Below are 13,943 nucleotides of genomic sequence, written 5' to 3'. Positions count from 1 at the left end.
GCCGAGGGGCAGGGACGGCGCGCACAAGTCGAGCGGAAACGAAGCCTTTTCACAAAGTGATCCATGCTACCCTTGGGATTCGTCCAACCTTTATTTGGCGATCGTGGCTCCGATTACCGACAGGCATGTTCTCAAACAGCCCAAGGATGCCACGCAACGCACGCTGCCAGGGTTGCTACCGCTGGCACTGCTCGCGCTGCTGTCCGGCCTGGGGTTGACGGGCCTGCTGTTCGCCGGGGTTGCCCGGCTGGAGCAGGACCGCATCGTACTCACGTTCACGCAACGTGCGCACGTGAGGGTGTTCGCGCTCGCCGAAGGCATCAACAACGTGCTCGACAGCCTGCGCGGCGTGAACCAGTTGTTCGCCAGCGCGCCGGAAGTGACGCGCGACCAGTTCCGCCGCTTCGTTACGCCCGTCACGGAGCGCTATCCGTTCATCGTCGGTATCAGCTACCTGCGCTTCATCGACCACGCGGAGCGGCCGGCGTTCGAGGCACGGCTGCGCCAGGTGCTGCCCGGCGCCCAGGTGACCGAGCTGCGCGACGGCCACCCTGTCCCCGCCGCGCGGCGGCCGCGCTACCGCGTCATCGACTACGTCGAACCGTTCGACGTGAACCATGCGGCGCTGGGCCTGGACACGATGCTGACCGGCGACGAAGTCACGCGCCAGCGCGCCTACGATACGGGCGTCCCTGCCGCCGGCCGCCTGCTGCCGCTGGCGCAGATGCCGGCGGGGCGGCGTGGGCTCGTCGTGTCGATGCCTGTCTACCGCTTCGGGGCGCGCCTCGCCAGCGTGGCGGACCGCCGCGCCGCGCTGGTCGGCGAAACGTCGGCCGCGCTCGACCCCGGCGCGATGGTCAGCCACGTGTTCCTGTCCAGCGGCCTGCACCACGTGCATGCGCTGGCGCGGCAGGTGCAGGGCGTGGGGCTGCACGTGTATGCGGACCGCGTCAAGCAGCAGGACAACCTGGTCTATTACGCGCCGCCGCCGGACCGCGACCAGCCGGCCGTGCTGCCGCCGCTGTCCTGGCTGTACCCGGACCCGCCCGGGCCGCTGGACATCCCCGTCGATGTGGCGGGCCGCACATGGCACGTCGTGGCCAGCATGGGCGGAAAGGTCAGCTTGGCGGACCACCTGGCGTCGCTGTCGACGCTGGCGCTGGGCATCGTGATGACGCTGCTGGGCACCGCGTGGGTGCACACGCTGGCCACCCGCAACCGCGTGATCCGCCGCCACGTCGAGGAACGCACGGCCCAGCTGGCGGCGGCGAACCGCTCGCTGCTGCTGCGCGAACGGGCGATCGAGTCGAGCGCGAACACGATCATGATCGTCGAGGCGAAGGCCGGCAACCCGATCGTCTACGTCAACCCGGCCTTCGAGAAGGACACCGGCTACACGCGCGACGAAGTGCTCGGCAAGAGCCCACGGCTGCTGTACCGCGACGACCTGGACCAGCCCGGCGCCGCCGCGATCCGCGCCGCCGTGCGCGAGCAACGCGAAGGCCACGCCGTGTTGCGCAACTACCGCAAGGACGGCACCCTGTTCTGGGTCGAGACGTATGTGTCGCCGGTGCGGGACGAGCGCGGCATCGTCACGCATTTCGTCGCGCTTCACTACGACATCACGGCGATGAAGGCCTACGAAACGGAGCTGCACCACCAGTCCACGCACGACGCGTTGACGGGGCTGCCGAACCGGCTGCTGCTGCACGAGCGGCTGCACCATGCGATCGGCAGTGCGATGCACGACGGTCATGCGCTGTGGGTCGTCTCGCTGGACCTGGACCGCTTCAAGTTCACCAACAGCCGCGTGGGGCACCGGGGCGGCGACCGGCTGCTGCAGGTCGTCGCCGAACGGCTGCAATCGACGCTGCGGCCGGGGGACACGCTGGCGCGGCTGGGTGGCGACGAGTTCGCGTTGATGCTGCTGCCCTACGAAGGGGCGCGCCAGCCGCAGGCAGCCCAGGTGCAGCGCGTGCTGGGCGCGCTGGCCGCGCCGCTGATGCTGGACGATAAGGAGCAGTTCATCTCCGGCAGCGCCGGCGTTGCCGTGTGCCCGGACGATGGCACCGACCCCACCGTGCTGATGGAACGCGCCGACATCGCGATGTTCCGCGCCAAGGAAATGGGCGGCAACAACTACCAGTTCTATACCCGGGCGATGCGCGAGCGGCTCGGCGAGCGGGTGCAGCTGGAAACGGAGATGCGCCGCGCGCTGGAACGGCGCGAGTTCGTGCTGTATTACCAACCGCAGGTGGACATCGCCAGCGGCCGCATCGTCGCGATGGAAGCGCTGATCCGCTGGCAGCACCCGGAGATGGGCATGGTGGCGCCCAGCCGCTTCATTCCGCTGGCCGAGGAAACGGGCATGATCCTGCAGCTGGGCGCATGGGTGCTGGAGAGTGCGTGTCGCCAGCTGGTGGCGTGGCAGCGCGAGGGCCGCGAGTACCTGCGCGTGGCGGTGAACGTGTCGGCACGGCAGATGGCCGAGCAGGACTTCGTCGAGAGCGTGGCGCGCGTGCTGGCCGATACGGGCCTGCAGCCGGCCGCGCTGGAACTGGAGCTGACGGAAAGCGCCGTGATGAACGACGTCGAACACGCGATCGCCGTGATGCACGAGCTGAAAAGCCTGGGCGTGAAGCTGGCGATCGACGACTTCGGCACCGGCTACTCGAGCCTCGCCCACCTGAAGCGCTTCGCGGTGGACGTGCTGAAGATCGACCAGGCCTTCGTGCGCGACCTTACGGTGGACCCGGACGACGCGGCGATCGTCACGACGATCATCGCGCTGGCCGCGAACCTGAACCTGCAGGTGATTTCGGAAGGCGTCGAGACGCTGGACCAGCTGTCGTTCCTGCGCGAGCACGGCTGCTCGCAGATGCAGGGCTATTACTTCAGCCGCCCCGTGCCGGCGACGGCGATTGCCACGGTGCTCGATGAGAACGAGGCGCAGCTGGCGGCGGGGAGTGCGGCGCCGCTGGGGGTGGCGACGTAGGGCCGGACTCTCCGCGTCTGACCCTAGCTTTTCGGGTCTTGGGGCGGAGCGTGTCGCTGGCAGTTTTTAACCCAACGGCAAGTGCCGGGGTCAGACCCGCCGGGTCTGACCCCAGGGTTGCATCTGGGGTGAAGGCATGCGCAACCGACCGTCAGCGGTCACGGCCCCAGCGCCTCCAGCAACGCCTTGTGGAACCCCACCGGATCCTCGATCTGCGGCGCATGCCCCATTCCTGGGAACTCGACCAACTTCGCCTGCGGGATGCGCTTGACGGTGTCCTTGCCCAGCACCTTGTAGTTGCCGACCTTCGCCTTCACGTCCGGCGGGGCGATGTCGGCGCCGAGGGCCGTCGTGTCGCCGTCGCCGATCATCAACGTCACCGGCACTTTCAGCTGGGGGAATTCATGCACGACGGGCTGGGTGAAGATCATGTCGTAGATCAGCGCCGAGTTCCAGGCGACGAGCCGCTGGCCCGGGCCGGCGTTCAGGCCCGCCAGCATGTCGACCCATTTGTCGTATTCGGGCTTCCAGCGGCCCATGTAGTAAGTGCTTTTTTCGTAACTGCGCACGCTGTCGGCCGTCAGCTTCAGCTCGCGCTCGAACCACTGGTCCACCGTGCGATACGGCACGCCCAGCTGCTTCCAGTCCTCCAGCCCGATCGGGTTGACCATCACGAGGTGCGTCACGGCCTGCGGATACATCAGCGCGAAGCGGGTGGCCAGCATGCCGCCCGTCGAATGGCCGACTAGCACGGCCTTGCCGACGCCGACCTTCTTCAGCAGCTCCATCGTGTTCGCGGCCAGCTGGTGGAAGCTGTACTGGTATTGCGGCGGCTTCGTCGACGCGCAGAAGCCCACCTGGTCGGGGGCGATCACGCGGTAGCCGGCCCGGGCCAGCGCCGTGATCGTCGTCTCCCACGTGGCGCCGCAGAAGTTCTTGCCGTGCATGAGGACGGCCGTGCGGCCGTTCGGCTTGGCGACGGGGGCCACGTCCATATAGGCCATCTGCATCGTCTGGCCTTGCGAATTGAAACGGAAATGCTGCAGCGGGTAGGGGTAGCGGAAGCCCTGCAGCTCGGGGCCGTAGGCGGCGCCGGCGGCCTGCGCGGCGGTGGCGGCGGCGAGCGTCGCGGTGGCAAGGGTCACGGCGAAAATCAAGGTCGGCAGTCTGGACATCGTGGTTCCCGAGAAGATCTGGCGAGCAATATAAATGAAAAACAGCCAAGCCGGCGCACATGCCGTGCCACAGCGGTGGTCCGGACAAGGTAAACTACGGCCTTTCCTGTCGCATTGGGCGATTCGAACAATAATTTTTAACGCGTGCCGCCATGACTGCCACAGCAACCTCATTCTCCGAACTGAACCTCGCCAACTCCCTCCTCAAGGTATTGAAGGAAGTCGGCTACGAAGCCCCGTCGCCGATCCAGGCGGCGACCATCCCGCACCTGCTCGCCAACCGCGACGTGCTCGGCCAGGCCCAGACGGGCACCGGCAAGACGGCCGCGTTCGCGCTGCCGATCCTGTCGCGCCTCGACGTCAAGGCCAGCGCGCCGCAAGCGCTCGTGCTGGCGCCGACCCGCGAGCTGGCGATCCAGGTCGCCGAGGCTTTCCAGCGCTATGCCGCGCACATCCCGAACTTCCACGTGCTGCCGATCTACGGCGGCCAGAGTTACGGGCCGCAGCTGTCCGCGCTGCGCCGCGGCGTGCATGTCGTCGTCGGCACGCCGGGCCGCGTGATCGACCACCTGGACAAGGGTTCGCTGGACCTGTCGAAGCTGAAGACGCTGGTGCTGGACGAGGCCGACGAGATGCTGCGCATGGGCTTCATCGACGACGTCGAGCGCATCCTGCAGGAGACGCCGGAGTCGCGCCAGACCGCGCTGTTCTCGGCGACGATGCCGTCGGCGATCCGCCGCATCGCCACGACCTACCTGCGCGATCCGGCCGAAGTGACGGTGGCGGCAAAGACGACGACGTCGGAAAACATCCGCCAGCGCTACTGGCTGGTGGCGGGCATGCACAAGCTCGATGCCCTCACGCGCATCCTGGAAGCCGAGCCGTTCGACGGCATGATCATTTTCAGCCGCACGAAGCTGGGCACCGAGGAACTGGCCGAACGCCTGCAGGCGCGCGGCTTCTCGGCAGCGGCCATCAACGGCGACATGCAGCAGGCCGCACGGGAACGCACGATCGGCCAGCTCAAGGAAGGCAAGATCGACATCCTCGTCGCCACCGATGTCGCCGCCCGCGGCCTGGACGTGGAGCGCATCAGCCACGTCGTCAACTACGACGTGCCGTACGACGCCGAAAGCTACACGCACCGCATCGGCCGCACGGGCCGCGCCGGCCGCAGCGGGGAGGCGATCCTGTTCATCACGCCGCGCGAGCGCAACCTGCTGAAGACGATCGAGCGTGCCACGCGCCAGCCGATCAAGCCGATGGACCTGCCGACGATCCAGGCCGTCAACGACGTGCGCGTCGCGAAGTTCAAGGACCAGATCACGGAAATCCTGGCGGCCGGCGGGCTGGAACAGTACCGCACCTTGGTCGAGGAGTACGAGCGCGAGCACGATGTGCCGGCCGCCGACATCGCCGCCGCGCTGGCGTTGCTGGCACGCGGGAACACCCCTCTGCTGCTGGACAAGAAGGCCGAGAAGGGCTGGCACGACGGCGACAAGCCGCAGCGCGAGCGCGAGGAACGCGTGCGCCCGGACCGCGAGCCGCGCGAGCCGCGCCCGGAACGCGCCCGCAAGGAGCGCATCGCGCGCGAGCCGGAACCGGGCATGGCCACGTACCGGATCGAGGTGGGCTACGAGGACGGCGTCAAGCCGGGCAACATCGTCGGCGCGATCGCCAACGAGGGCGGCGTCGACTCGCAATACATCGGCCGCATCGAGATCTTCGACGACTACACGGTGCTCGACATGCCGGCGGACCTGCCGGCCGACGTGCTGGGCAAGCTGGGCGACGTGCGCGTGGCGGGCCGGCCGATGCGCATTCGCCGCGAAGGCGAGCCGCAGCCGCAGGCCAAGCCGGCCGCGAAATCCGCACCCGCACCAGTCAAATCGGCCGACGTGAAGCCCACCCGGAAGGGCCTCGAAGCCGTCGTCGCCGATGCGCTGACGGAAGAAGAGCCGCCAAAGAAAAAGAAGAAGGACAAGGCACCGCAGGACGGCCTGGCGATGCGCGCCTACCGCATCGAGGTGGGCAGCCGCAATGAAATCACGCCGGCCAACATCGTCGGGGCGATCGCCAACGAAAGTGGGCTGGAAGCGCGCTACATCGGCCGCATCGAGATCTTCGACGACCACACGATGCTGGAGATGCCGGACGGGATGCCGGACGAGATCTTCCGCCACCTGAAGAAGGTGTGGGTGGGCGGCCAGCAGCTCAACATCAGCAAGGCGGACGACATGCCGCCGCAATCGGCCAAGCACACGCCGCCGAAGCCGGCCCCCGGCAAGCCGAAGGCCGCCGCCAAGGGCAAGCCGAAGCGCTGACCGCCCTGTAAGCCCGGCGTAAGCGTGGTGCACGCCGGCGGTGCCCGGCTTGCACCACGATAATGCCTGGCCGCTGCCGGCCAGGCCTGTTTCCCGCGCGGTTTCCCTCGCAGTTACCGCATAATCACGTCCTCCGGGCGGCTGGCCCGATATTTGCATAGACATCTGCATTTTCGCTCCAACGAGGAGGGCAGATGTTGCTGCGAAACGATTTACTTCAATACGGGGCGCCGGCGCGCCGCACGGTGCGCATCCTGTGGATCGACCCGCAACGCACCGTTGCGTGGGTGTTCGACATGGGCGGCAAGGGTTGCGACGTCGAACCGGCACGGGTATCCATGCTGGAGGCGGACGTGGTATCGGGCCGCGCGCGCCGGCTGGCAGAGGATCCATGGCTTGTCGTGGCGGACCAGCAGGCGATCAAGCCGGGCCACCTGGCGCTGCGCGACCGCGCCTGGGCGATCATTGCCGAGCTGACGCGCGACGAGCCGGGCATCTACGAGTCGCGCAAGCGCGGCCAGCTGATCGCCGACTACACGGCACGCCACGGCGTCTCGCATCCCACCATTTACCGCTACCTGCGCCGCTACTGGCAGCGCGGCCAGACACCGAACGCACTGCTGCCGGACTACTCGAACAGCGGCGCACGCGGCAAGACGCGCGCGTCGACGGCCGGGGTAAAGCGCGGCCGGCCGCGCCGCGAAGGCGCGCCACCGGGCGTGAATGTCGACGAGGCGATGCGCCGCGTGTTCCGCGTGGCCGCCGCCAGCTACACGGGGGCGAGCTTCTCGCGCCGCGGCGCGTATGAGGCGATGCTGCGCGACTTCTTCAGCGAACGCCGCATCGCACCCGAAACGCTGAACGTGGTGCGCGGCACCGTCAGCGAAGCGATCCCCAGCTTCGGCCAGTTCAGCTATTGGCTCGACCAGTGCCGCATCCTGCGCCCCGCCGAACGCCCGCTGCCGCTGGCCGCCCACGCCACGGTCGACGTGGATGGCCGACCCGGCGCCGCCTTCCAGCTGACGGCGGTGCGCGCCGACGTCCAGCTGCTGACGCGCGAACGCACCCGCATCGCCGGGCGGCCCGTCATCTACCTGGTCCACGACGTATTCTCCGGCATGGTCACGGGCGTGCACGTGAGCCTGGAGGCGCCGTGCTGGCCGCAGGCGCTGATGGCGCTGGCCCACTGCGCCGCGGACAAGGTGCGCCACGCGCTGCGCTACGGCCGCGCGATCGGCGCGCTGGACTGGCCGTGCCGGCACCTGCCGGAACGGCTGCTCGTGCCGGCAACGCTCTTCGGCGGCGACGGCGGCCAGGCGCTGCTGAACAATTTCGGCGTGCGCTGCGATGCCGTGCCGGCCCTGCAGGCGGCAAGCCTGGTGCCGGCCCGTGCCGCGCTGGAGCAGCGCTTCGGGCTGTTGCGGGCCGAAGCGCCGGCACTGGCGGCCGAACTGGGTCCGCTGGACGGTGCGCTGGACCTCATCCAGTTCACCCGCCTCGTGCTCGATGCGGTGCTCGAACACAATCTGCGCGGCGATGGCGACGGCCGGGTGCCGCTGCAGCTGTGGGACTGGGGCATGCGCGAGCGGGGCGCCGCATTGAAACAATACGGCGAGGAGCTGGTGCGCTGCGCGCTGCTGCCGCTGCACGAGGCGCTGGTGACGGAAGACGGCATCTGCCTGGGCGGCATGTACTACACCTGCGCGAAGGCGCTGGAAGAGCGCTGGTTCGACCGCGCCCGCCAGCGCGGCCGCTGGGTCGTGCGTGTAGCTTACGACAGCATGGAACCCGATTGCATCTACCTGCCCGACCCCGCCGCGCCGATGCGTTTCCACACGTGCCACCTGGCCCAGCGGAGCGCATCCGCGCCCGCCCTGCGCACGGAAGGGGCACGCCGGCGCGTGCAGCCAACCGGCCAGCAGGCGAGCTTCGAGCGCATCGTGGCCGGGTTCGTGGGCTGATCCCGCATCGCCCGCCGCCACAGTCGATTTACCCTCGCAGTAATTTTCAGCGCGCCGCCCGGCGCGCTTTTTTTTCGACGCAGCTACCCGCCCATGCATCGCGCTGGTGCGTCACCACCGCACGTTCACACTTTGGCCCAGCCGCCGTCAATAAACAAAGTCTGCACGCCCAGCCCACAGCCGCGCTGGTCTCAAAACAACACCAGGGACAGTCCCCAGCATCGAAAAACAACACGGTCCTCGCATGCCGAAACCACTTCATTCGAACCGCCAAAAACAGTGCATTCCAGGCGCGCAGTGGCATGCCGATTGCTTTGATACTCACGTGCAAGGAATCCACCAACGGGAGAAGAGGCATCGATGAAGAGCGCATTGAACAGATCGGTCACGCGGCGAGATTTCCTGTACCGCGCCGCCGCGGTCGGCGGCACCGGGTTTTTGCTGAACGCGATGAACGCATGGGGGATGGGCATCGCGTCGACGATGTCCGGGCCGCCGGTGCTCTCCGGCAGCGGCAAGGGCAAGTCGGTCGTCATCCTGGGGGCGGGCCTGGCCGGCATGACGGCCGCCTATGAATTGAACAAGCTCGGTTACAAGGTGCAGGTGCTGGAGGCGCGCGGCTTTGCCGGTGGGCGGTGCCAGACGGCGCGCAAGGGCTTCGAGCTGACGGAGCTGGGTGGCGAGACGCAGCGCTGCGCGTTCGATGCGGGCCAGTACATCAACCACGGCCCGTGGCGCATTCCGCTGCACCACCAGTCCACGCTGCACTACACGCGCACGTTCGAAGTGCCGCTGGAAGTGATGGTCAACGATAACGACCACGCCTTCGTCTACCTCGAGAACGGCGGCCCGCTGGCCAAGCAGCGGCTGCGCCCCGCCCAGATCAAGGCCGACATGCGCGGGCACGTGGCCGAGCTGCTGGCCAAGTCCGTGCAGGACCACCTGCTGGACCGCCAGCTGACGGACGACGACCAGCGCGCGCTGCTCGACTACCTGAAGCACGAGGGTCAGCTGGAAGCTGGCGACCTGCGCTACAAGGGCCGCACGGGGCGCGGCTTCGCCGTCAACCCGGGCGCCGGCATGAACCCCGGCCCGGGCACGCCGTCCGATCCGCTCGGCTTCCACGACCTGCTGGCCTCCGGTGTGGGCAAGGTGTACAGCGCGGTGCAGGACTACCCGATGCAGAACACGATGTTCCAGCCGGTGGGCGGCATGGACCAGATCGCGAAGGCGTTCGAGAAGCGCGTGGGCCGCCACATCCGCTACCACGCCGAGGTGCGCACGATCCGCCATGGCGACAACAACGTGACGGTCGCGTGGAAGGACACGCAAACGGGCAAGGAAAGCACGGTAACGGCCGACTACTGCCTGTGCACGTTGCCGCTGTCGACGCTGCGGATGGTGGACACGGATTTCTCGGACGGCTTCAAGAACGCGATCAAGGCCGTGGCGTATGCGCCGGTCGGCAAGATCGGCTTGCAGATGAAGCGCCGCTTCTGGGAAGAGGACGACCATATCTACGGCGGCCACGTGCTCACCGATATCAAGGGCATCAACACGATCTCGCTGCCGTCGACGAGCTGGCAGAAGAAGAAGGGCGTCCTGCTGGGCTACTACAACTACCAGACGGACGCGATCGCGGTCAGCGCGCTGTCGCCGGCCGAGCGGGCCGAGTTCGCGCTGGCGGCCGGCGAGAAGATCTTCCCGGCCTACCGCGACGCGTTCGACAGTGCGTTCTCGGTGGCGTGGCACCGCGTGCAGTACAACCTGGGCGGCTGGGCCGAATGGAACGACGACAGCCGGAAGAACGCCTACCCTCTGCTGCTGGAGGGCGAGAAGCGAGTGCTGCTGGCGGGTGAACACCTGTCCTACCTGACCGGCTGGCAGGCGGGCGCGATCGAATCGGCGTGGCAGCAGCTGGCACGCATCCATGAAAGGGCAATGGCATGAAGACGCACGTGACAGCCTTGATGGCATTGGTCGGCTTTACCGCCGGCGCGCACGGCGCGGAAGGCGACGGCAAGGCCGTCTTCCAGAAGAACTGCGCGGCCTGCCACCAGGCCAACGGCAAGGGCATTCCCGGCGCGTTCCCGGCGCTGGCCGGCAACGCGTTCGTGCAGGGGCCGGCGAAGGACCCTGCTACCGTGCTGCTGAAGGGGCGCGGCGGCATGCCCGACTTTTCGCAAAGCCTGACGGACGGCGACATCGCCGCCGTGCTGACGTACGTCCGCTCCAGCTGGGGCAACAGCGCAAGCGCCCTCGCCACCGAGGAAGTGGCGGCGCTGCGCAGCGAACTCTCGGCCGCGCAAGTGGCGGCCGGCCCGATGTCCAACAAACACTGAAAGAGAGAGAGCCCATGCAACGACTCGCCTTCCTGATGGCCGCCGCAATTCTCACGCACACCGCCGGTGCGCAGGAGATCGTCCGCCACAAGATCCCCAACTCCGACTTCCCGATCGCGCAGGCCGTCACGCTGCCGCCGAACGCGACGATCCACTTCATCAGCGGGCAGGTGCCGCCCGTGGTCGACAAGGCCGCCAACCCCGACACGATCGCCGCCTATGGCGACACGAAGACGCAGACGGTGGGCGTGCTGAAGAAGATCGAAGAGATCCTGAAGTCGATGAACCTGGCGATGGGCGACGTCGTCAAGATGCAGGTCTTCCTCGTCGGCGATCCGGCCAAGGGCGGGCGCGCGGACATCAAGGGCTTCATGGAAGGCTATACGCAATTCTTCGGCGGCGCCCAGCCGAACCTGCCCGCCCGCGCGGTGATGCAGGTGGCGGGCCTGAACTCGCCGGGCTGGCTCGTCGAGATCGAGGTCGTCGCCGCCAAAAAATGACGTAACAACGTAGCACCCGTCGTTCCGCGACGCGAAGGGCCGGCCACGAGCCGGCGGGGCATCCCTTTGCCGTCGGTTTTTGCCGCATCAGGATTTTTTGTCTTCACATAAGAAAAGGAATCAGTCCATGCACAAGGCCATCCTCCATACCGGCACCGCCGCCATGCTGCTCCACTCGGGAATCGTCCTGGCCGACCCGGCCGGCGCCCCCGAACCGCAAACGGAAAACCTGGCCGGCGCCGCCGGCGCCCCCGTTTCCGTCGGTGCCGTCATCGTCACCGGAACACGGGCCAGCGGCCTGAAGGCGGAGAACAGCGCTTCGCCGATCCAGGTGCTCGATGCGGCATCGCTGCAGCGCACGGGCCAGCCGGACCTGATCCAGGCGATCGCCCAGAACATCCCGTCGTTCACGGCGCAGGCGTTCGGTGGCGACACGGCCAACCTGACCTTGTCCGCACGGCTGCGCGGCCTGTCGCCGAACAACACGCTGGTGCTCGTCAACGGCAAGCGGCGCCATGGCACGTCGAATCTTGCCGTGCTGGGTGGCCCCTACCAGGGCGGCGCCGCGGCTGACCTGAACTACATCCCCGTCGCGGCGATCGACCATATCGAGGTGCTGCAGGATGGCGCCGCCGCGCAGTACGGCACCGACGCGATCGCCGGCGTCGTCAACATCATCCTGAAGTCGAACAACCAGGGCCTGTCCGGCAACGTCAACGGCGGCGGTTACTCGGATGGTGGCGGCCACACGGGCGACGGCACGGCGAACATCGGCTTCAAGCCGATGGACAACGCCTTCATCAGCCTGACGGGCGAATCGCGTTACCACGGCTACAGCGAGCGCGGCGCGATCGACCCGCGCGTGCAGGACCCGAACAACCTGAAGAACATGCCGCTGCTGCAGGCGCCCGGCTACCCGCACCTGAACAAGATCGCCGGCGACGCGCAGTACCACCTGAACACGCTGGCGCTGAACGCCGGCTACGACATCAACGACGACACGTCGCTGTATGCTTTCGCCACCTGGGGCAAGAAGCACGCGCGGGCCCACGAGAACTACCGGATGCCGAACCGGCTGCCGGAGGTGTACCCGCTCGGCTTCGATCCGAAGGAAACGATGAAGGAAACCGACTACGCGTTCACGGCCGGTGCCCGCGGCAAGTTCGGCGGCGCGTGGAACTGGGAATTGTCGACGACGTATGGCCGCGACAAATCCGAGATCGGCGTCGAGGACAGCGCCAACGTCTCGCTGTATCGCGACACGGGCTTCACGCCGACCGTGTTCGCGGCCGGCACGTTCATCGCCAGCCAGTGGACCAACAACTTCGACGTGTCGCGCGAGTTCGAGATGGGCTGGGCGAAGCCGTCGACGTTCGCGATGGGCGTCGAGCACCGCATCGACAAGTACGAGATCGAGGCGGGCGACGAGTACTCGCGCTACAAGGAAGGATCGCAATCGTATCCCGGCTTCTCGCTGACGGATGCGGGCAAGCATGACCGCAACAACAAGGCCGTCTACGCGAACTTCATCATGTTCCCGCTGCAGGGCCTCACCGTCGACCTGGCCGGCCGCTACGAGCACTTCTCCGACTTCGGCAACGCGAAGGTGGGCAAGCTGACCAGTCGCTACGACTTCACGCCGACGGTCGCGCTGCGCGGCACGTTCAGCAACGGCTTCCGCGCGCCGACGCTGGCCGAGTCGTACTACTCCGCCACCAACGTGTCGCCGACCAGCGCCTTCGTGCAGCTGGCGCCGAATTCGGCCGGTGCGAAGCTGGTGGGCATCGACGGCCTGAAGCCGGAAGCGTCGACGAACATCTCGGCGGGCATCGTGCTGAACCCGGCCAACAACGTGTCGGTGACGGTGGACGCCTACCAGATCAAGATCCGCGACCGCATCGTCGGCTCCGGTGCGGTGTACGGCTCGGGCGGCGCGATCAACTCGCCGGCCGTCGTCGCCGCGATCCTCGCCAACGGCAATGTGCTGGACCCGACGGTGGGCGAGACGGGCATCAACATCTTCACCAACGCCGTGAACACGCGCTCGCGCGGCCTGGAGCTGGTGGCCACGCTGAACAGCAACTACGGCCAGTACGGCCGGGTGGACTGGTCGCTGGCGGCGAACTGGAACCAGGTGCGCGTGACGAAGATCAACCAGGCGCCCAGCCAGCTACAGCCGCAAACGCTGCTGGACCGCACCGCGATCTCGAACCTGGAGACGGCATCGCCGAAGGTCCGCGTCAACCTGGGGGCGCTGTGGCGCGCCGGGGCATGGACGGTGAACCTGCGCGAAGCGCTGTACGGCAAGTCGTATAACTGGGAATCGCCGAACGGCGGCACCTACTACAAGAACGAGATCGGCAACACGGCGATCACGGACCTGGAGGTGAGCTACAAGCTGAACCCGAACTGGACGCTGTCCGCCGGCGCGAACAACCTGTTCAACAAGTATCCGGACAAGATGAACGCCGAACTGCTGGCGGTCTACCGCGCCAATCTGGACAACTCGGCCGTGACGCAGTATCCGACGTTCTCGCCGTTCGGCATCAACGGCGGCTACTACTACGCCCGCGCCAACTTCAAGTTCTAAAAGTTCAAACGGAGCAAACGAGCAAACGAGCAAACGGGGGTTGCGGGACGGGGCGC

General features: G+C 67.4%; 9 protein-coding genes. 7 read left to right on the top strand and 2 right to left on the bottom strand.

Annotated features, from left to right (window positions below; all coding sequences use genetic code 11):
* The first annotated feature begins 103 nt into the window (after window positions 1-103).
* Window positions 104-2,995 carry a bifunctional diguanylate cyclase/phosphodiesterase gene (locus IP92_RS18400; protein ID WP_158206788.1) on the top strand — a complete coding sequence of 964 codons (2,892 nt, stop codon included), beginning with the start codon at window positions 104-106 and terminating at the stop codon, window positions 2,993-2,995.
* Window positions 2,996-3,153: 158 nt separating this feature from the next.
* Here the strand turns inward: IP92_RS18400 and IP92_RS18395 are convergent, their stop codons facing one another.
* Entirely contained in the window at window positions 3,154-4,170 is a 1,017-nt protein-coding gene (locus IP92_RS18395) for an alpha/beta fold hydrolase (protein ID WP_145877692.1), read from the bottom strand.
* A 152-nt stretch (window positions 4,171-4,322) separates the two neighbouring features.
* Here IP92_RS18395 and IP92_RS18390 point away from each other — a divergent pair, with 152 nt between their 5' ends.
* Together IP92_RS18390 and IP92_RS18385 are read left to right on the top strand one after the other, a co-directional pair.
* Entirely contained in the window at window positions 4,323-6,494 is a 2,172-nt protein-coding gene (locus IP92_RS18390; protein ID WP_145877691.1) for a DEAD/DEAH box helicase, read from the top strand.
* 194 nt (window positions 6,495-6,688) lie between these two features.
* The gene (locus IP92_RS18385; protein WP_145877689.1) at window positions 6,689-8,455 is read left to right on the top strand and encodes a TnsB C-terminal domain-containing protein; all 1,767 of its coding nucleotides are present in this window, start codon (window positions 6,689-6,691) and stop codon (window positions 8,453-8,455) included.
* A gap of 191 nt (window positions 8,456-8,646) precedes the next feature.
* Here the strand turns inward: IP92_RS18385 and IP92_RS30240 are convergent, their stop codons facing one another.
* Window positions 8,647-8,844, bottom strand: a complete 198-nt coding sequence (locus tag IP92_RS30240; RefSeq protein ID WP_199272031.1) for a hypothetical protein — start codon at window positions 8,842-8,844, stop codon at window positions 8,647-8,649.
* On the opposite strand from IP92_RS30240, the gene IP92_RS18380 reads away from it, so the two are divergent.
* From IP92_RS18380 to IP92_RS18365, 4 genes are all read left to right on the top strand, one after another.
* Window positions 8,828-10,405: a flavin monoamine oxidase family protein gene (locus tag IP92_RS18380; RefSeq protein ID WP_229418847.1), complete on the top strand. Its 1,578-nt coding sequence runs from the start codon at window positions 8,828-8,830 to the stop codon at window positions 10,403-10,405. The two genes, IP92_RS30240 and IP92_RS18380, sit on opposite strands and share 17 nt — an antisense overlap.
* An 8-nt stretch (window positions 10,406-10,413) precedes the next feature.
* Entirely contained in the window at window positions 10,414-10,797 is a 384-nt protein-coding gene (locus IP92_RS18375; RefSeq protein WP_229418846.1) for a c-type cytochrome, read from the top strand.
* 14 nt (window positions 10,798-10,811) lie between these two features.
* Window positions 10,812-11,297: a RidA family protein gene (locus IP92_RS18370; protein ID WP_145877684.1), complete on the top strand. Its 486-nt coding sequence runs from the start codon at window positions 10,812-10,814 to the stop codon at window positions 11,295-11,297.
* Between the two features lie 127 nt (window positions 11,298-11,424).
* Window positions 11,425-13,887 (top strand): TonB-dependent receptor plug domain-containing protein, encoded by a 2,463-nt coding sequence (locus tag IP92_RS18365; protein WP_145877681.1) that lies wholly within the window; start codon window positions 11,425-11,427, stop codon window positions 13,885-13,887.
* The last annotated feature ends 56 nt before the right edge of the window (window positions 13,888-13,943 follow it).

Origin of the sequence: Pseudoduganella flava (assembly GCF_007830495.1) — a bacterium.
Classification (GTDB): Bacteria; Pseudomonadota; Gammaproteobacteria; order Burkholderiales; family Burkholderiaceae_D; genus Rugamonas; species Rugamonas flava.
The sequence above is the reverse complement of the archived record's forward strand: the minus strand, read 5'-3'. Positions and strand labels throughout refer to the sequence as shown.

Coding starts and splice junctions, on each gene's coding strand:
- IP92_RS18395 (WP_145877692.1), bottom strand. CDS start 4,170: ATGTCCAGACTGCCGACCTTGATTTTCGCCGTGACCCTTGCCACCGCG.
- IP92_RS18390 (WP_145877691.1), top strand. CDS start 4,323: ATGACTGCCACAGCAACCTCATTCTCCGAACTGAACCTCGCCAACTCC.
- IP92_RS18385 (WP_145877689.1), top strand. CDS start 6,689: ATGTTGCTGCGAAACGATTTACTTCAATACGGGGCGCCGGCGCGCCGC.
- IP92_RS18370 (WP_145877684.1), top strand. CDS start 10,812: ATGCAACGACTCGCCTTCCTGATGGCCGCCGCAATTCTCACGCACACC.
- IP92_RS18365 (WP_145877681.1), top strand. CDS start 11,425: ATGCACAAGGCCATCCTCCATACCGGCACCGCCGCCATGCTGCTCCAC.